The organism is Propioniciclava sp. (assembly GCF_029977985.1).
GTDB lineage: Bacteria > Actinomycetota > Actinomycetes > Propionibacteriales > Propionibacteriaceae > Propioniciclava.
Window position 1 is genome coordinate 1 of sequence record NZ_JARKOT010000006.1, and the last position, 17,335, is coordinate 17,335.

The window sequence follows — 17,335 nt, forward strand, 5'->3', positions numbered from 1 at the left end:
ATGAAAAACCCACCTGACAAAAACCAACCCCACAAAAAAGGGCCAGCAATCATCTCAAAGAAACATCACCCACCAAAGCAGGCGACGAGGACACCAACAACAAAACCGTTGTCAGTGCAAAAAAACAGACCCACCAAAAAAATGGCAGGCCAACTGGCATTGACCTAAGCACGCTGTTGAGATCTCAAACTTCCACCACCAACCACGGATCAGCCTCGGAAGACCTCCCCGTGGGGCACTCGTTCTACTTTACGCTCACCGCCCGTCCGGGTCAAATCGGGCTCTTGGGCCCTCCTCGACGTGCTCCATCAGGAGCGGCTCGCCGGCCCGGCAGTCACCCGCCGGACCGAGGGTCAACTCTAGCGTGGATCTGCGCCACCGCGCAAAGTGAGGGGCGGCGTCCGACCCGTGGACGCCGCGTGCCCCCGCCCTCAGGAGGGCGGGGGCACGCGGATGCAGCCGGGTGACCGTGCTGGTCAGTTGGCAGCCGCCTCCGACGGCTTGAGACGCGCCGGGTCAACGGACACGCCAGGTCCCATGGTCGAGGAGATCGTCACCTTCTTCAGGTAGCGGCCCTTCGCAGCGGACGGCTTGAGGCGCATGACCTCGTCCAGAGCCGCGAAGTAGTTCTGCTTCAGCTGCTCCGGGGTGAAGGACGCCTTGCCTACGATGAAGTGGAGGTTGGCGTGCCGATCCACCCGGAACTCGATCTTCCCGCCCTTGATGTCCGTGACGGCCTTGGCCACGTCCATGGTGACGGTTCCCGTCTTCGGGTTCGGCATCAACCCACGCGGGCCGAGCACGCGCCCGAGGCGTCCGACCTTGCCCATCATGTCGGGCGTGGCGACGACGGCGTCGAAGTCGAGGTAGCCACCGGCTACCTTGTCGACGAGCTCGTCGGCGCCGACCTCGTCAGCACCGGCTTCGGTGGCGGCGGCGGCGTTGGCCCCGGTGGCGAAGACGAGGACCCGTGCCGTCTTGCCCGTTCCGTTGGGGAGGTTCACCGTTCCGCGGACCATTTGGTCGGCCTTCCGGGGATCGACGCCGAGGCGCATGGCAACCTCGATGGTCTCGTCGAACTTGGCGGACGCACCCTCCTTCGCGAGGGAGAGCGCCTCCTCAGGGGTGTAGAGCTGCGCGCCGTCGATCGCCTCGGCGGCCGCGCGGTAGGACTTGCTGCGCTTCATGTCTGGTTCCTTTCCTCAGCCCTTGCGGGCGTCTACCAGGTGTGGTGCGGGCCGCGCAGGCCCTGCCACGGTGTGTTGTCGTGCGGTGGTCTCGACAGGCTCGACCAATGGCGGTCGACAAGCTCGACCGGCGGGGTCAGCCCTCGACGGTGACGCCCATCGAGCGGGCGGTGCCCTCCACGATCTTCATCGCGGCATCGATGTCGTTGGCGTTCAGGTCAGGGAGCTTGGTGTTGGCGATGTCACGCACCTGCTCGCGCGTGAGCTTGCCCACCTTGTCGGAGTTCGGCTTGCTGGAGCCGCTCTTCAGGCCGGCGGCCTTCTTGATGAGCTCGGCGGCCGGCGGCGTCTTGGTGATGAACGAGAACGTGCGGTCCTCGTAAATCGTGATCTCGACTGGCACGACGGTGCCCCGCTGGGCTTCTGTCGCAGCGTTGTACTGCTTGCAGAAGTCCATGATGTTGACGCCGTGCGGGCCGAGAGCGGTACCGACCGGCGGTGCCGGAGTGGCGGCACCCGCGTTCAAGGCGACCTTGACGAGGGCTGCCACCTTCTTCTTGGGAGGCATGTTCGGGTCCTTGCTGGTTCATGGCACGGCCGGGAGCGTCGTGCCGGGTGGTTGGTGGCCCGCCGGGGCGGGCCGCACGAACGGGTTCGCTCAGCCCTTCTGGACCTGGGCGAAGCTGAGTTCCACAGGGGTCTCCCGCCCCAGGATCTCCACCAGCGCCTTCAAGCGTTGGTTGTTCGCGTTGATATCGGTGATGGTCGCGTGCACGCCTGAGAAGGGGCCCTGGACCACCATGACGGAATCGCCCACGTTGAAGTCGGCGACCTCCACCTTGCGCTTCTTCGGTGCGGACGCGCCGGCCGCCGCCGCGGTCGCCTTCGCGATCACGGCGGGCGCAAGCATGCGCTCGACCTCCTCGAGCGTCAGCGGCACCGGGTGGGTGCCCTGCCCCACGAAGCCGGTGACCGACGGCGTCTGCCGCACCGCCGACCACGACTCGTTCGTCAGGTCCATGCGCACGAGGACGTAGCCCGGGTGCGAGGTGCGGGTGACGTTCTTGCGCTGCCCGTTGCGGATCTCGACGACGTCCTCAGTCGGAACGATCGACTCGAAGATGTAGTCCTCCATGCCGAGCGTGGTGATGCGGGCGTCGAGGTTCTGCTTCACCCGGTTCTCCATGCCGGAGTAGGTGTGGATCACATACCAGTCGCCCGCCTGCGTGCGCAGCGTGGTCCGGAGTTCCTCGAGCGCAGCCTCGCCATCGGCGTCCGGCTCGGACGCCACGGGCTCCGGCTCGTCGTCCACACCGGCCAGATCAATCTCGATGTCGTCGCCCGCCTCGGCGTCGTCGTCGCCGAAGTCGAGGTTGAGCTCGGTGTCCGGCGCCTCGGTGCTGTCGAGCGCGCCGAGATCGATCTCGATCTCGGTCTCGCTGTAGGAGTCTGCGGACTGCGACTCAGTCATGCTTGATTTCAACCTTCCGTACGTCCGAACAGCTGGAGGAGCGCCCAGCCGAAGCCCAGATCGACCAGGCTGACGTAGGCGATCACGAACAGCACCAGGACGAGAACCGCCCAGAACAGCTGCTGCACCTGCGACCACGTCGGCCAGACGACCTTCCGTAGCTCCTCGGCCGATTCCTCCGCGAACTGCTTCGGCGTCGTGCGCTTGGAAGCCATCGGGCGCGCCTTGCGGCGTCCTTTGGCGGGGGTGGGCGGGGTATGGACGACCTCCGCGACCCGCCGCTTGGGGCGGGCGCTGCGGGCTCGTGCCGCCGCGGTCTCCGCCATCCTGAGCTGCTCGGGATCGTCCACCTCGACCTCGCTGCCGAGAGCGGACGCCTCGGCGTCCGCCTCCAACTCCTCGGCCTCCGCCTCGTCGGCGGCGACCTCGTAGGGCTCCGGATCGGCCAGATCCTCAGCGAGCATGCCGCCGGGCAGATTCTCGTCGACCGGCTCGTCCGGGGACGCCAAGGACTCCTCGGGGGAATCGTTCCTCGGGCTCACCTTGTTCCTCGCCTCATCTGTGCCGGTTGCGTCTTCTCCGGGCCGCGAGACGACCCAGCAGGGCAAGAGGGACTTGAACCCCCAACCTGCGGTTTTGGAGACCGCTGCTCTGCCAATTGAGCTATTGCCCTCCGGTGAATCCCCCCGCAGGAACGCCCGAGGGCAAGCTCCTGCCGGGTGGGAGAACCACCAAGACCAGAAGTGTACGTGGTTTGCCAGCGCGAGTCGAACCGGGCCGGATCGGACGCGTCGAGGCGGTGCGTTCGCGTGACGAGGGGCCTGCCGAACGACGCGCCGCCGAGCAACCAGCCTGGCGGGGCGTCACCCTGCCCTCGCCAGGGGCAACGACAGATCAGTCCAGCTCAACCCCGACGAACACCGGCTCGGGCACCAGCGTCACCCCGAATCGATCCCGGACGCCGTCACGCACCTCGCGCGCCAGGGCCACGAGGTCGGCGGCCGTCGCCCCCCCGCGGTTCGTCAGGGCGAGCGTGTGCTTCGTGGACAAGGTGGCGGGGGGCGTCCCGTAGCCCTTGCCGAAGCCCGCGTGGTCGATGAGCCAGGCGGCCGACGACTTGACCGTCCCATCCGGCTGGACGAACCGGGGCGCCTCCGCCGGCAGTGCGGCCGCGGCGTCGGCGTCCAGCAACGGGTTGGTGAAGAACGAGCCGGCGCTCCACGTGTCATGGTCGTCCGGATCGAGGACCATGCCCTTGCCGCGGCGCAGGTCGAGGACGGTCTCGCGCACCTGGGTCATCGGCGCGCGCTGCCCCTGCTCGACGCCGAGGCGACGAGCCAGCTCGGCGTACCTGATGCGCTCGGAGAGATCGCCCTGGAGGAACTGGAAAGTCACCGACACGACCACGTAGCGACCCGGCTCGGCCTTGAAGCGGCTGTGGCGGTACGCGAAGCGGCAGTCGAGGTTGGGGAAGGTCTTGAACTCGCCCAGCCGGCGGTCCCAGGTGCGGACGCTCCAGATGGTCTGCGCGACGTCTTGCCCGTAGGCGCCCACGTTCTGGATCGGTGTCGATCCCACCGCCCCCGGGATGCCCGACATTGCCTCCACGCCCACCAACTCGTTGCGGACGGCCCACGCGACGAAGTCGTCCCAGGGCTCGCCGGCCGCCACCTCGACGAGGATGCCGCCGCACGAGACGGGGGTGCCGCCGTCGCCCACGGCGTCCGCGTCGTACTCGCAGAAGTTGCCGCCGTCGGCCACGATGCCGCGGGTGGCGACGTGGACCACGGTCCCGTCAAAGCCGGCGTCCGCGACGAGGACGTTCGACCCGCCCGAGAGGACGAGGACGGGCTCGCCGGCGGCGTCGGCGTCCGAGACGGCCGCGACCAGCTCTTCGGTCGTCGTCGCCTCGACCCAGCGCGTCGCCGGGCCGCCGACGCGCAAGGTGGTGTGGTCGGCCAACAGCTCAGGCAAGGGACACCTCGGCCCTCGCGGCGCCCAGGACCTTCGTCTCGCCGCAGAGCGCGTCGATGGCGACCGTCGCGACGCCGTCGGTCACCGCCGTCACCGTCGCCGTGACCCGCACGACGACGCCTTCGTCGGTGTCCGGCACTTCGACCGGCTTCGTGAAGCGGACGCCGTAGCTGCGCACCCGACCGGGGTCGCCCGCCCAGTCGGTGACGATCTTGAGCGCGCGCCCCATCGTGAGCAGCCCGTGGGCGATCACCGAGGACAGCCCCAGATCGGCAGCCTTTCGGTCCGACCAGTGGATCGGGTTGAAGTCGCCCGAGGCGCCCGCGTAGCGGACGAGGTCGGCGCGGGTGAACGAGAGTTCGAGTGGAGGGAGCTGCGTGCCGACCGTCGCCGCGGCGAACTCGACACTGGGGGTCGGTGCGGTCGGGTGCGACGCGTTCATGCGGACTCCTCCTCGGGCCAGGTCTGGAACAGGGTGGACGCCGACGTGCAGACCGTCTCTCCCCCCGCCGTCAGGTCGACGGTGACGCCGATGATCGCCGAGTTGCCGCGCATGCGGACGCTGCCGATCGTGAGCGTCGCCGTGACCTCGTCGCCGGCGCGCAGCGGGCGCGCCCAGGTGAACTTCTGGTCACCGTGGATCGTGCGGTGCAGCGCCACGTCAAGCTCGGGATCGGCGAACATCGCCCCCCACGCGCGCGCCGACAGCACGGCCGCGAACGTGGGCGGCGCGACGGCGTCCTGGCCTGCGTAGGCCGGGTTGTCGTCCCCCAGCGCCGCGGCGAACTCGGCGATCTTCTCGCGGCTGACGAGGTAGGGCTCGGTCGGCGGGTAGGTCCGCCCGACGTGCGCTTCGGAAATCCGCATGGGACGAGGGTAGCCAAGGCCCGGGTCGTTTGTGGGTCGGGGCGGGTAGGGTCACGCCCGTGGGAATGCGCCTGTTGTTCGTGTCCATGCACACCTCGCCCGCGGACGCCCCCGGCGCCGGCGACGCGGGCGGCATGAACGTGGTCGAGTTGAGCCAAGCCCGGGCGCTCGTGGCCCTCGGGCACACCGTCGACCTCGTCACGCGACGCTCCGCGCCGGACCAGCGCGACGTCGAGGACTTGGGGGGCGGCGTCCGACTGCTCCACGTGGACGCCGGCCCCGCGCAAGCGCTCGCCAAGAGCGCCATCGACGCGCACACCGACGCGTTCGGCGCCGGTCTGGCGACGCTCGAGCCGTACGACCTCGTGCAGAGCCACCACTGGATGAGCGGTGTCGCCGCGCTGCCCGTGGCGAAGGCGTGGGGCGTTCCGCATGTGCAGAGCTTCCATTCGGTGGCCGCGCTGCCCGGTTCGCCGCTCTCGCACGGGGAGCCGCCGGAATCACCCGACCGGGTGGCCGGGGAGGCACTGTGCGCGCGGGAGTCCGACGCGATCATCACGGTGAGCACGGCCGAGGCGCGGACCGTCATCGAGCGCTGCGGGGCGGACCCGCGGCGAGTACAGGTCATTCCGCCCGGGGTGGACCTGGAGCTCTTCCGGCCGGCCGAGCCGTCCGACGAGCGCCCGGCCTGCCCGCTGTGCGGGTCGAAGGCCGGGTACATGCTCATGGCGGCGCGCCTGCAGCCCCTCAAGGGCGGCGACCTGGCGATCCGGGCTATGGCGGAGATCCCGGCCGCCGCACGACCCGACCTCATGATCGCCGGCGACGTCTCGGCCGACTTCGCCGACTACCGCGCCGAGGTGGAGGCGCTCATCGACGAGTTGGGCATGCGCAACCACGTGCACTTCGTGGGCGCGCAGTCCCGCGACAACCTTGCCGCGCTCATGCGACACAGCCAGGCGTTGCTGGTGCCCTCGCACTCGGAGACCTTCGGTCTGGTCGCGCTCGAGGGAGCCGCCAGCGGCGTTCCCGTGGTCGCCTCGAGCACGGGCGGGCTGCGCGAGGTCGTCGTCCACGAGGAGACCGGCTACCTCATGCACGATCGCGACCCGGTCGAATGGGGGGCCGCCCTCAACCGCCTCCTCGCCCACGAGCGGCTGCGACAGCGGATGGGCGTCATCGCCCGCGTCCACGCGCGCCGGTTCGCCTGGAGCGACATCGGACGCCGCCTCGAGGCCTCCTACGCCGCGCTTCTTTGACTACTCAGCACGACGAAACGGGAGCACGACGAAGACGGGCCGCCCCGGCTCAGGGGACGGCCCGTTCGTTGGGTCCGATGATCGGCGTCAGCGAGTCTCGCGGTGCGCCGTGTGCGTCTTGCACTTGGGGCAGAACTTCTTCAGCTCCAGGCGATCCGGATCGTTGCGACGGTTCTTCTTGGTGATGTAGTTGCGCTCCTTGCACTCGGTGCACGCGAGCGTGATCTTGGGCCGGATCTCGCCTGCCTTCTTGGCCATCCCAACCCCTCACTTTCCTGGTCTCGTGGGTCTCGCACTTGCTCGGTAGCGGGAACGGGACTTGAACCCGTGACACAGCGATTATGAGCCGCTTGCTCTACCGTCTGAGCTATCCCGCCTTGCTCACCCAGGTTCCCCCGGGCGATCCAGAGCCCCCATGCGGAATCGAACCGCAGACCTTCTCCTTACCATGGAGACGCTCTGCCGACTGAGCTATAGGGGCCAGACAGCGACGGACAACTTACCATCCAGAACGCACCGCCCCCAAATCAGCGGCCGCCGGGCCGCTCACCCCAACGCCCGGAAGCCGAGACGCTGGTAGATGCGGAAGGCGGCCATGGCCGTGGCGGGCTCGCAGTTGAGCCCGACGCTCGCGTACCCCAGCTCCCAGAGCGCGGACGCCGCCGCCTCCAGCAGGCCCTCGCCCAGGCCGCGCCCGCGGCGTCCGGGAGCGACGAACAACTCGATCACGAACGGACCGTCGGGAGCATCCCACGGAGGGTCCAGGACCGTCTGGATGCACCCTTCGATCCGTCCGCCCTCCTCGGCGACCAGGGTGGCGGCGGGGATCGGCGTGCCGAAGGCTCCAGCGAGGACGTCGGCCATCTCGGTGCGGGCCTCCTCCAGGGTTTCGGCAGCGACGCCGGCGGCATAAGCGTCGAAGTAGAGGCAGGCGACCTCGTCCAGATCGGCCGCCACCAGCGGCCGCACGCCGACGCCGGCGGGCAGCGGGCGGGCATCCAGCGGCAGGGGGCGAACCAGGTGCATGCAACTCCTCCCCACGTCCTCCCCACGACGCATCACGGCCCCGGCGGTGTACCGGGGCCGTGCGCGTGGCAGGTGTAGGGTTCGAACCTACGTAGGCTGTGCCGACGGTTTTACAGACCGCTCCCTTTGGCCACTCGGGCAACCTGCCGTGCTGATCGCTCAGCGGTGACCAACCTTAGCAACTGACCACGTCCCCCGCCCAATCGAGTACCCACCCAACCGAGGAGAGAGACCCATGGCGTCCGACAGTTCGTTCGACATCGTGAGCAAGTACGACCGGCAGGAGGTCGACAACGCCCTCAACATGGCGGCGAAGGAGGTGGGCCAGCGATTCGACTTCAAGGGGACCGACGCGTCCATCCGCTGGTCCGGCGAACTGATCGAGATGGAGGCCTCGGGCGAGGAGCGGGTGAAAGCCGTGCTCGATGTGTTCCAGAGCAAGCTCATCAAGCGCGGCATCAGCCTCAAGGCGCTGGACGCCGGCGACCCGCGCCTGTCGGGGAAGATGTGGAAGATCACCGCGTCGATGAAGCAGGGCATCAGCCAGGAGAACGCGAAGAAGATCACCAAACTGGTGCGCGACGAGGGGCCCAAGGGTGTGAAGACGCAGATCCAGGGCGACGAGCTGCGTGTCAGCAGCAAGAAGCGTGACGACCTGCAGGCCGTCCAGAAGCTCATCCGCGACGCTGATTACGACTTCGCCGTGCAGTTCACCAACTACCGGTGACGCCAGGTTCACACTCTGAGCACCCCCCGTAGCCCCGGCCACGCTCAGCGCGCGCCCCAAAGGCGCGTCGAGTGTGACGTTGGCCGCACCGCGCGGCTTGTACGGTGGCGTTCATGGCGAATGAACCCCGCTCAGCACTCATCGGCGGGGTGGCGCTGCTCGTCGCCGGGACCGCCGCCACCGTGTGGGGCGAACGGACCATCTTCGGGTTCGGGGAGCGCCGCCGGGCTCGCGGGGTGAGGTTCGCCCACGCGCTACCTGCCCTCGCGCTGGCCACCCTCGCCGCCGCTTCTCTCGCGGGTGATCTCTACATGCACTGGAGCATGAACCACGTTCGGTCCCACGCGCCGGCGGCCAGATCGGATTCGCGGATCCACCAATAGATCAGTCCGGCGTCGCCCCAGTTCATGCCCGCGTTCTCGTCGGAGTCGATCTGCAGGAGTAGCCGCCACTGGTCGGAGTCGCCGAGTAAGGCCGCGCCGTCGGGGCTACCGGATTCCTCCACCCCGTTGGCGGAGAGCTGGCACTCCGTACGCATGTCTCCCTGGAGTTGCTCGGGGACGCCGAGGAAGCGATGGCCGCCGAATTCTCCCGGAACTCCTTGGTTCCACCCCATGGTCGCCCACGCCGCCTCAGGGATCGGGAGGGGAGCGTTGATCGGCGTGGTGACCTGGATCTGTGGATGGGGCGTGAGGGCGATCGGCGTGAATCCTCCCATGGTTTCGACGTCGTCGGGCGGGTCGCGGAGCAAGCCACGGTCTTCGTGGTGGATGACCCGCCAGGCCCACTCGTCGCCCACGAATCCCCAGGCCTCCTGACGCACGGCCTCGTAGAAGAACGACAGGGTGCCTCTGGCGGGAAACGGTGCGTCCGGGAGCAGCGTCGCAGCCTCGGCGAGGTCGATTTCGGCGATGAAGCTGAGGGGGCCGGCTACGGGATCGCGCGGCCATTCCACTTCGGCCGGCAGGTGGGGGCGGCCCCCGACCCGCACGGGTGCCTCCTCCGGATTGGGGTGCTCCAGCTCCGGCTGCAGCACCAATCCGGGGCGCAGTAGGGGCGCCAAGGTGGGCAGCAGATCGGTGGTCCCGGTCCGCTCGAGGCGGTCGCGGAGGTCGGTCATCACCGCGGGGGGCGGACGCCATTCGTCGGGGGCCATGGGGAGATTATCGTCGTCGGAACCCGCCCTGATCACGCGGTCGGGAGAACCAGCGCGCTCGGTTCTCAACGGGGCGCGGACTAAGGCGTCGAAGAACTCGCAAGGCACGAGCCCGTCTCCGCGGCCGATCGCACGAGCGACCACGCGCCGGTGGTCGTGGACTACACCGTCTGAGCCAGCTCGGCGAACGCCGCGAGAACCTCGGCCCGGGTGACGTCCTCCAGCCGCGCGTGCTGCCAACGCGGGTTGCGGTCCTTGTCGACGAGCTGCGCCCGGACGCCCTCGGCGAAGTCGGGGCGGCCGAGCAGGTTGCGGGCGAGAACGAGGTCCTGGGCCAACACCTCGGCGAGGCCGGCCATGCGACGGACGCGGCGCACGGCCTCCAGCGCGACGGCGACCGCCAACGGGCAGCGTCGCCGCAGATCGGACGCCGCGGCCCGCGCCCGCGGGTCGGAATGCTCCTCGAGGCGTCCGACGACCTCGGCCGGGTCGTCGGTGGCGTAGCAGGAGTCGATCCAGGCGCGGTCGCGCTCCAGTTCGGACGCCGGAGCCTCCCCCGCCACCTCGTCGCTCAACCCGACGAGCACGGCGTCCGTCGCGTTGACGGTCGCGCCGGTGAGGGCGAGGTGTGTCCCGAGCTCGCCGGGGGCGTGGGCGAGATACCAGGACACGCCCACATCGGGCACGAAACCGATCATCGTTTCCGGCATGGCGAAGGCGGAGTCGGGGTAGGCGATCCGGTGTGAGCCGTGGGCCGAGACGCCGAGGCCGCCCCCCATGGTGTAGCCGCGCTGGTGAGCGACGTAGGGCTTCGGATAGGCGGCGATCGCGGCGTTGAGGGCGTACTCTGCAGCGAGGAAGTCCAGCCACGGTTCGCCCGCCGCGATCGCGGTGCGCAAGGCGCGGACGTCGGCGCCGGCGCACAGACCCCGCTCCCCCGCGCCGGTGAGCTCGACGGAGGCGACGGCATCGTCGACGCGCCAGGCGTTGAGGGCCGAATGGATGCCCGCGATCATGCCCGCGGTGAGCGCGTTCAGGGCGCGCGGCCGGTTGAGGACGAGGCGTCCGACCCCTCCCGCGACCTCCACGAGCAGTTCGGGTTCAGCCACGCTGCGCCCTCCGCTGCTGGGCGCGGACGACGAGCCACAACCCGGCGGCCGCGAGGGCGGCGAACGCGAGCGCGACGGCGTCGTTGCGCCAGGCGAGGTTGCCGGCCCCGTAGACGAGCGTGACCGCCGTGACGACCGCGGCCACGCGCCACAGGCGCCGAGACGGCCGGGTGAGCGGCAGTAGGAGTCCACCCCACAGCAGGTACCAGGTGTGCATGGCGGGGCCGAAGATGGCGACCGCGAGGTAGCCCCACGAGAGGAACCGCACCGGCTGGGTCCGGGCGCGGGTGACCGCGAGCCACACGAGCGACACGGCGGCGAGCGCCGTGCCCACCGCCTGGCTGCCGCCGATGAGGGCGCGGCCGGTCGGGTCGAGCCCGAAGGCGTTCGCCGCCTGCTGCACCGCCCAGCCGACCAGGGAGAACGGCGCCAGCGTCACGACCATGCCGGGGACGCTGACAGCGTTCATCCAGCCGTAGCCGAGCCCTGTCGCCCACGTGATCGCGGCGAACACGCCCAGGACGATCACGAAGGACGCCAGCAGCCGCGGGAGGAACCGCAGGACATCGCGGGCATGCCACGACGCCCAGCCCGAACCGATGATGGCGACCGGGAAGGCGGCCAGCAACGCAGGCTGCTTGACCGACATGGCCACCCCGACCGCGACCGCCGCCACCCAGAACCAACCACGCTGCGCCAGGTAGAGCGCCCACACGATGAGCCCCATCATGAGGGCGTCGTTGTGGGCGCCGCCGACGAAGTCGATGACGAGCAGCGGGTTGATCGTGGCGAACCAGGCGACGTCTCGCGGGGAGACGCCCATGAGCCGGCCGATCCGGGGCAGGTAGTGCACCACGAGGGCGACCCCCACGAGCGCCGGCAGCCGCATCAGGACCGCCGAGAAGTAGGGGTTGAGGCCTGCGAGTTCGACCAGCCACGCCGACACCTGCAGGGCCAGCGGGCCGTAGGGCGTCGGCGTGTACCGCCACACCCAGGCCACCTGATCGGCGAACGCGCCCGGCAGGACCGACGGCGAGGTGAGGTAGGGGTTGAGCCCGTTGTGCATGAGCCAGCCGTGGGCGGCGTAACTGTAGGCGTCGTGACTGAAGATGGGCGGTGCGCCGAGCAGCGGCAGCGACCACCAGGCCAGCACCGCCCAGTGCTTCACGTCCACGTAGATCGTCGGTCGCAGCCGTAGCCACGCCACGATGAGGAACCCGACGGCCGCGATGACCAGCGCCGTGCCGAACGCCCGCACGCCCCAGTTGTCGAGGCCGAGCGCCCGGAACGTGGGCCAGAACGGGCTTGCCTGCGGCAGGTAGGCCGGCGTGAGCGCCCCGAGGGCGAGCAGGAAGGTGCCGAGCAGGCCGAGGCGCACCGGCGCCAGCTTGATCGCCGCCACCATGTCGTCGAACCGCTGAGCTGCCTCCGCGCGCACGGCTCGGCCCGCGCGGACGACGAGGTTTCCGCGCCGCTCGGCGTCCGGAGCGGACGCCGCGGTGAGGTTCTCCGCCGGCACGAGGGACAGGGTATCCCTCCCGCCGTCGGCGGTACGCTGCGCCAATGCGCTACTGGGACTGGTTCGGCGACGGCTCACTCGTCGTCGGCGTCCTGGGGCTGGCGTGCTGCGTCGTCGAGACCGAGGCGGCCAGCCTCGGCCGCGCGGAGTGCCCGGCGCCCGCGGCGGGCGACACCGTCGCGCTCGTCGTCGCCGGCACGGTGACGGACGCCGTCGCTCCGGTTGTCGCCGCGTCGGTCGCGGCGCATCCGGGAGCGTCCGTGGTGGCTTTCGGAGCGTGCGCGTCGGCCGGCGGTCCCTACTGGGACTCGCCCGTAGTCACCAAGGGCGTCGACCAGCTGGTCGCGGTGGACGCCTACGTGCCCGGTTGCCCACCCACCCCCGCTGCCCTCGACGCCGTGCTGGGGGCGATCGCCCGTGGTTGACGCCGTGCGCTCTGTGCCGCTGTCGGGTTGGTTGGACGCCGCCCGCGCCGCCCGCGCCGAGGGGTACCGCTGGTTCGACTGGCTGGGTGCGGTGGACGAGATCGGTCGCACCGACTCGATCCGGATCGTGCTGCGTGTCGCGCCGCACCCGGACGCAGACGGCGTCCGGCTCGAGACGCTCGTGCCGAGGCTGGCTGGAGAGCTGGCGTCGGTCCGGGACGTGTGGGCCGGCGCTGCGTGGCACGAGCGCGAAGTGCGCGACTTCTTCGGCGTGACGTTCGCCGGCGGCGACCCGCGACCGCTCCTGCTGCGCCCGGACGCCGTCGGTCACCCGTTGCTCGCCGACTCCGTGCTGGCCGCCCGCGTCATGCGGGAGTGGCCCGGCGCGAAGGAGCCCGGGGACGCCCGCGCCGCCGGACGCCGCCGAACCGTCCCACCCGGCGTGCCCGACCCGGCCGTGTGGGGTGACCGGGCAGGCGAACCCGCATCGGCGGCGGAGGTGGCCGCCTCCGTGCAGGGCGGACGGATGCGGTCGCGAGCGACACCGGGGTCGCGACCAGCGCGCCCAGCGGCGCAGGCTCGTCCGGAGGCGGGAGCTCGCCCAGCGGCGGGAGCTCGCCCAGAGGCGGGGGATGGACCGCCGGAGCGGGGCGGAGCCCGATGACGCACGCACGGATCCGGTTGGTGGAGAACGCGTGCACGTCCTGCATGATCTGCGCGCGGGAGTGCCCCACGTGGTGCATCGACATCGGGAGCCACACCGAACCGGTTCCCGGCTCGCCTCCGGGGCCGCGACAACGCACGCAGCATGTCCTCGACAGCTTCACGATCGACTGGTCACTGTGCATGTACTGCGGGATCTGTATCGCCGAATGCCCGTTCGACGCCCTCGTCTGGGACGACGCGCTGCCACCGGCCGCGGCGTCCGCCACCGCATTGACCGAGGAACTCACCGCCCACATGGTGGGCACGGATTTCCCGAAAAGTGAACGTTCAAGTTAACCTCCTCGCATGCTGACCGACGCGACCGAGATCCTCGTGGGACGTCCCCACGTGGACCTGCAGCGCGTCGGGTCCTCGCTCTGTTGTGCGCGCTGACGCGCCCGCATCCCCTTTCACCGACGCCGGGCCGATGACCGCCCGTGCGCCGCCGTGCGCCCTCATGAGCGGTTCCCGGCCCCAGAACCGAGGAATCCCATGACCCACACACCCAGTGCGCCGCCCACCGGCGCCCGTGTCCGCCCACCGCGGGAGGGCCGCAGCAACGGCCAATGGCTCGTGGACGGCCGGACGCCGCTCAACGCCAACGAGGAGTTCAAGGCTGCCGACAACGGCCTGTCGGTGCGGGCGCGCATCGAGTCGACGTATGCCCGTGAGGGCTTCGCCTCGATCCCGGCCGACGACCTGCACGGACGCATGCGCTGGTGGGGGCTCTACACGCAGCGCAAGCAAGGCATCGACGGCGGCCGGACGGGCACGCTCGGCCCCGACGAACTATCCGATGAATACTTCATGATGCGCGTCCGGCTGGACGGCGGGGCGGTGAACGAGGCCCAGTTGCGCACCATCGCCGGCATCTCCACCGATTTCGCGCGCGACACCGCCGACATCTCCGACCGGCAGAACATCCAGTTCCACTGGATCCGCATCGAAGACGTCCCGGAGATCTGGCGGCGGCTCGAGGCGGTCGGGCTCCAGACGACCGAGGCCTGCGGGGACACCCCCCGCGTCGTGCTCGGCTCCCCCGTGGCAGGCGTGGCCGCCGACGAGATCATCGACCCGACCCCCGTGATCGAACAGATCGTGGCGCGCTGGATCGGCGACCCCGAACTGTCGAACCTGCCCCGCAAGTTCAAGACCGCCGTCACGGGCCACCCGAGCCTGGATGTTGTCCACGAGATCAACGACATCTCTCTCGTCGGAGTCGTGCACCCCGAACTCGGCCCCGGCTACGACCTCTGGGTCGGCGGTGGCCTGTCGACCGCGCCGCGGCTCGCCGAGCGCCTCGGCGCGTTCGTGACCGCCGAGCAAGCGCCCGCGGTGTGGCACGGCGTCGTCTCGATCTTCCGCGACTACGGCTACCGCCGGCTGCGCAACAAGGCGCGCCTGAAGTTCCTCCTCGCCGAGTGGGGGCCGCGGAAGTTCCGTCAGGTGCTGCAGGACGAGTACCTCGGCTACGCCCTCGCCGACGGCCCGGCGGCCGTCGCCCGTGGCGGCGCGGCCGACCACGTCGGCGTCCACCGGCAGGCGGACGGCAACTACTACGTCGGCTTCGCCCCGACGGTCGGGCGGATGTCGGGCACGAAGCTCGCCGAGCTCGCGGACGCCGCCGCCGCGGTCGGCTCGGACCGCATCCGGTTCACCCCGCACCAGAAGGTGCTCGTCCTCGACGTACCGCCCCGGCGCGCCAAGGGGCTGCGGAACCGGCTGGAGAAGATCGGCCTGACGGCGACGCCCGGCCCGTTCCGGCGCAACACGATGGCCTGCACAGGCATCGAGTTCTGCAAGCTCGCGTTCGTCGACACCAAGGACACCGCGACCGCCGCGATCGACGTGCTCGACCGCAGGCTCGCCGATCTCGACCTCGACGTGCCGATCACGCTCAACGTCAACGGTTGCCCCAACTCCTGCGCCCGCATCCAAACCGCCGACATCGGGCTCAAGGGACAGATCGCGAAGGGCGCCGACGGCGGCGACGAGTTCGCCTTCCAAGTGCACCTCGGCGGCGGCCTCGCCTCCGTCGACCGCGATGAGGCCGGCCTCGGCCGGACCCTGCGCGGCCTCAAGGTGACCGCCGAGGAGATGCCCACCTACGTCGAGCGCGTCGTCCGCCGGTTCGCCGCCGAACGCGACGCCGGCGAAAGCTTCGCCCACTGGGTCCACCGCGCCGACGAGGAGGCTCTCCGATGACGACCGTCGCTCCCCCGGCCCACGGCCCGGGCCGCACCCGGACCGCCGCGGAGCTCAGGGAACTCGCGCACGCGGCGTCCGAACGGTTCTCGAACGCAGACGCGGACACCGTGCTCGCCTGGGCGGCCGCGACGTTCGGCGACGCCCTCGTGGTGGCCTGCTCGATGGCCGGCGACACGGTGGTGCCGCACCTGGCGAGCCGGCACGCGCCGGGCGTCGACGTGCTGTTCCTGCAGACCGGATACCACTTCGCCGAGACGATCGGCACCCGGGACGCGCTGGCGGCGTCCGTCGACGTGAACGTCGTCGAGGTGCTGCCCGCGATCACCGTCGCCGAGCAGGACGCCCTCTACGGGCCGAAACTGCACGACCGCGACCCCAGCCGCTGCTGCGCCATCCGCAAGGTCGAGCCGATCAACCGCGAACTCGCCAGCTACGAGGCGTGGGTCACCGGCCTGCGCCGCGAGGACAGCCCGCTCCGCGCCGACACCCCCCTCGTCGAGTGGGACGCAGCCCACCAGATGGTGAAGATCAACCCCATTGCCGCCTGGACGTTCGACGAGTTGCTCGCCTACGCAGGCAACCACCAGGTGCCCGTCAACCTGCTGCTCACCGAGGGCTACCCGTCCATCGGGTGCGCCCCCTGCACGCGCCCCGTCGCGCCCGGCGAGGACCCGCGCGCCGGCCGCTGGTCCGGCCTGGCCAAGACCGAGTGCGGCCTGCACGTCACCGACACACACCCGGAGGAAGCATGAGCACGGCGGTCTCGACCAGCTCGATCGACGGACGGGGTGCCCTCTCGCATCTCGCCGAACTGGAGTCCGAGGCGATCCACATCATCCGCGAGGCGGTGAGCGAGTTGGAGCGGCCGGTTTTGTTGTTCAGCGGCGGCAAGGACTCCGTCGTCATGCTGCACCTCGCCGTGAAGGCCTTCTGGCCGGCGCCGTTGCCCTTCCCTGTCCTGCACGTCGACACGGGCCACAACTTCCCGGAGGTGCTCGCTTACCGGGACGCCGAGGTCGACCGCCTCGGACTCCGGCTCGTCGTGGCGTCCGTCCAGGACTACATCGACGACGGCCGGCTGCTGGAACGCGCCGACGGCACGCGCAACCCCCTGCAGACCCAGCCGCTGCTGGATGCCATCGCCGAACACCGCTTCGACGCCGTCTTCGGCGGCGGCCGCCGCGACGAGGAGAAGGCGCGCGCCAAGGAGCGCGTCGTCAGCCTGCGCGACGAGTTCGGGCAGTGGGATCCGCGCAACCAGCGCCCCGAGCTGTGGACCCTGTACAACCCGCGCCATCGGCCCGGCGAGCACGTCCGCGTCTTCCCTCTGTCCAACTGGACCGAACTCGACGTGTGGCGCTACATCGAGGCCGAGGGCATCGCGCTGCCCGGGCTCTACTACGCCCACGACCGGGACGTCTTCAGCCGCGACGGCATGCTGCTCGCCGTCGGGCCCCACAGCCAGCCCCGCGACCACGAGCCGGTCGAGACCCGCCGCGTCCGCTACCGGACCGTCGGCGACATGAGCTGCACCGGGGCCGTCGCATCCGACGCGGCCACCGTCGCCGACGTCATCGCCGAGGTCGCCGTCACCCGCATCACCGAACGCGGCGCCACGCGCGCCGACGACCGGCTCACCGAGGCGGCCATGGAGGACCGCAAGAAGGAGGGGTACTTCTGATGGTCTCGACACACTCGATCT

21 protein-coding genes and 4 tRNA genes are annotated in these 17,335 nt (G+C 70.3%); 9 read left to right on the plus strand and 16 right to left on the minus strand.

The features are described from left to right. Positions 1–476: 476 nt before the first annotated feature. The 8 genes from rplA to Q1K57_RS00240 all read right to left on the minus strand — a co-directional run bounded on the left by rplA (position 477) and on the right by Q1K57_RS00240 (position 5,499). Complete coding sequence (gene rplA, locus Q1K57_RS00205; protein WP_300077456.1) at positions 477–1,187, minus strand: 50S ribosomal protein L1; 711 nt, start codon at positions 1,185–1,187, stop codon at positions 477–479. A gap of 136 nt (positions 1,188–1,323) precedes the next feature. Beyond that, the gene (gene rplK, locus Q1K57_RS00210; protein WP_300077459.1) at positions 1,324–1,755 is read right to left on the minus strand and encodes a 50S ribosomal protein L11; all 432 of its coding nucleotides are present in this window, start codon (positions 1,753–1,755) and stop codon (positions 1,324–1,326) included. Positions 1,756–1,845: 90 nt separating this feature from the next. Then, positions 1,846–2,658, minus strand: coding sequence for a transcription termination/antitermination protein NusG (gene nusG / locus Q1K57_RS00215; RefSeq protein WP_300077462.1), 813 nt, complete (start codon positions 2,656–2,658; stop codon positions 1,846–1,848). Positions 2,659–2,666: 8 nt separating this feature from the next. Further along, entirely contained in the window at positions 2,667–3,200 is a 534-nt protein-coding gene (gene secE / locus Q1K57_RS00220) for a preprotein translocase subunit SecE (RefSeq protein WP_300077465.1), read from the minus strand. A 58-nt stretch (positions 3,201–3,258) separates the two neighbouring features. Further along, positions 3,259–3,331 (minus strand) — tRNA-Trp (locus Q1K57_RS00225). 221 nt (positions 3,332–3,552) lie between these two features. Then, the gene (locus Q1K57_RS00230) at positions 3,553–4,632 is read right to left on the minus strand and encodes a UDP-N-acetylmuramate dehydrogenase (RefSeq protein ID WP_300077468.1); all 1,080 of its coding nucleotides are present in this window, start codon (positions 4,630–4,632) and stop codon (positions 3,553–3,555) included. After that, positions 4,625–5,074, minus strand: coding sequence for a MaoC/PaaZ C-terminal domain-containing protein (locus tag Q1K57_RS00235; protein ID WP_300077471.1), 450 nt, complete (start codon positions 5,072–5,074; stop codon positions 4,625–4,627). The genes Q1K57_RS00230 and Q1K57_RS00235 overlap by 8 nt, the downstream gene beginning before the upstream one ends. Next, the gene (locus Q1K57_RS00240) at positions 5,071–5,499 is read right to left on the minus strand and encodes a MaoC family dehydratase N-terminal domain-containing protein (protein ID WP_300077474.1); all 429 of its coding nucleotides are present in this window, start codon (positions 5,497–5,499) and stop codon (positions 5,071–5,073) included. Before Q1K57_RS00240 ends, Q1K57_RS00235 begins: the two co-directional genes overlap by 4 nt. 65 nt (positions 5,500–5,564) lie before the next feature. On the opposite strand from Q1K57_RS00240, the gene Q1K57_RS00245 reads away from it, so the two are divergent. After that, entirely contained in the window at positions 5,565–6,758 is a 1,194-nt protein-coding gene (locus Q1K57_RS00245) for a glycosyltransferase (protein ID WP_300077598.1), read from the plus strand. 87 nt (positions 6,759–6,845) lie between these two features. Here Q1K57_RS00245 and rpmG read toward each other — a convergent pair whose 3' ends face one another. From rpmG to Q1K57_RS00270, 5 genes are all read right to left on the minus strand, one after another. Beyond that, positions 6,846–7,016, minus strand: a complete 171-nt coding sequence (gene rpmG, locus Q1K57_RS00250; RefSeq protein ID WP_300077477.1) for a 50S ribosomal protein L33 — start codon at positions 7,014–7,016, stop codon at positions 6,846–6,848. A 46-nt stretch (positions 7,017–7,062) separates the two neighbouring features. Then, a tRNA-Met gene (locus tag Q1K57_RS00255) sits at positions 7,063–7,135 on the minus strand. A 31-nt stretch (positions 7,136–7,166) separates the two neighbouring features. Then, positions 7,167–7,239 (minus strand) — tRNA-Thr (locus Q1K57_RS00260). A gap of 65 nt (positions 7,240–7,304) precedes the next feature. Beyond that, positions 7,305–7,784: a GNAT family N-acetyltransferase gene (locus Q1K57_RS00265; RefSeq protein WP_300077480.1), complete on the minus strand. Its 480-nt coding sequence runs from the start codon at positions 7,782–7,784 to the stop codon at positions 7,305–7,307. A gap of 66 nt (positions 7,785–7,850) precedes the next feature. Continuing rightward, positions 7,851–7,932, minus strand: a tRNA-Tyr gene (locus Q1K57_RS00270). An 87-nt stretch (positions 7,933–8,019) separates the two neighbouring features. Here Q1K57_RS00270 and Q1K57_RS00275 point away from each other — a divergent pair. Then, positions 8,020–8,511 carry a YajQ family cyclic di-GMP-binding protein gene (locus Q1K57_RS00275; protein WP_300077483.1) on the plus strand — a complete coding sequence of 164 codons (492 nt, stop codon included), beginning with the start codon at positions 8,020–8,022 and terminating at the stop codon, positions 8,509–8,511. A 307-nt stretch (positions 8,512–8,818) separates the two neighbouring features. On the opposite strand, the gene Q1K57_RS00280 is transcribed toward Q1K57_RS00275, so the two are convergent. The 3 genes from Q1K57_RS00280 to mptB form a co-directional block, all read right to left on the minus strand. After that, on the minus strand, positions 8,819–9,667 hold the full coding sequence (locus Q1K57_RS00280) for a YwqG family protein (protein ID WP_300077486.1): 849 nt from the start codon (positions 9,665–9,667) through the stop codon (positions 8,819–8,821). 161 nt (positions 9,668–9,828) lie between these two features. Then, positions 9,829–10,776: an enoyl-CoA hydratase/isomerase family protein gene (locus tag Q1K57_RS00285; protein ID WP_300077489.1), complete on the minus strand. Its 948-nt coding sequence runs from the start codon at positions 10,774–10,776 to the stop codon at positions 9,829–9,831. Beyond that, positions 10,769–12,295 carry a polyprenol phosphomannose-dependent alpha 1,6 mannosyltransferase MptB gene (gene mptB, locus Q1K57_RS00290; RefSeq protein WP_300077492.1) on the minus strand — a complete coding sequence of 509 codons (1,527 nt, stop codon included), beginning with the start codon at positions 12,293–12,295 and terminating at the stop codon, positions 10,769–10,771. The genes Q1K57_RS00285 and mptB overlap by 8 nt, the downstream gene beginning before the upstream one ends. Positions 12,296–12,339: 44 nt before the next feature. On the opposite strand from mptB, the gene Q1K57_RS00295 reads away from it, so the two are divergent. The 7 genes from Q1K57_RS00295 (at position 12,340) to cysD (ending at position 17,314) form a co-directional block, all read left to right on the plus strand. Next, the gene (locus Q1K57_RS00295; protein WP_300077495.1) at positions 12,340–12,720 is read left to right on the plus strand and encodes a proton-conducting membrane transporter; all 381 of its coding nucleotides are present in this window, start codon (positions 12,340–12,342) and stop codon (positions 12,718–12,720) included. 4 nt (positions 12,721–12,724) lie between these two features. Continuing rightward, positions 12,725–13,384 carry an NADH-quinone oxidoreductase subunit C gene (locus tag Q1K57_RS00300; RefSeq protein ID WP_300077497.1) on the plus strand — a complete coding sequence of 220 codons (660 nt, stop codon included), beginning with the start codon at positions 12,725–12,727 and terminating at the stop codon, positions 13,382–13,384. After that, positions 13,381–13,722 carry a 4Fe-4S binding protein gene (locus Q1K57_RS00305; RefSeq protein WP_300077500.1) on the plus strand — a complete coding sequence of 114 codons (342 nt, stop codon included), beginning with the start codon at positions 13,381–13,383 and terminating at the stop codon, positions 13,720–13,722. The genes Q1K57_RS00300 and Q1K57_RS00305 overlap by 4 nt, the downstream gene beginning before the upstream one ends. A 9-nt stretch (positions 13,723–13,731) precedes the next feature. After that, the gene (locus Q1K57_RS15640; RefSeq protein WP_366525307.1) at positions 13,732–13,818 is read left to right on the plus strand and encodes a putative leader peptide; all 87 of its coding nucleotides are present in this window, start codon (positions 13,732–13,734) and stop codon (positions 13,816–13,818) included. Between the two features lie 99 nt (positions 13,819–13,917). Then, a complete protein-coding gene (locus Q1K57_RS00310) occupies positions 13,918–15,630 on the plus strand; it encodes a nitrite/sulfite reductase (protein ID WP_300077503.1) in 1,713 nt (570 codons plus the stop codon). After that, positions 15,627–16,385, plus strand: coding sequence for a phosphoadenylyl-sulfate reductase (locus tag Q1K57_RS00315; protein ID WP_300077506.1), 759 nt, complete (start codon positions 15,627–15,629; stop codon positions 16,383–16,385). Before Q1K57_RS00310 ends, Q1K57_RS00315 begins: the two co-directional genes overlap by 4 nt. Beyond that, positions 16,382–17,314, plus strand: a complete 933-nt coding sequence (gene cysD, locus Q1K57_RS00320; RefSeq protein ID WP_300077509.1) for a sulfate adenylyltransferase subunit CysD — start codon at positions 16,382–16,384, stop codon at positions 17,312–17,314. The genes Q1K57_RS00315 and cysD overlap by 4 nt, the downstream gene beginning before the upstream one ends. The last annotated feature ends 21 nt before the right edge of the window (positions 17,315–17,335 follow it).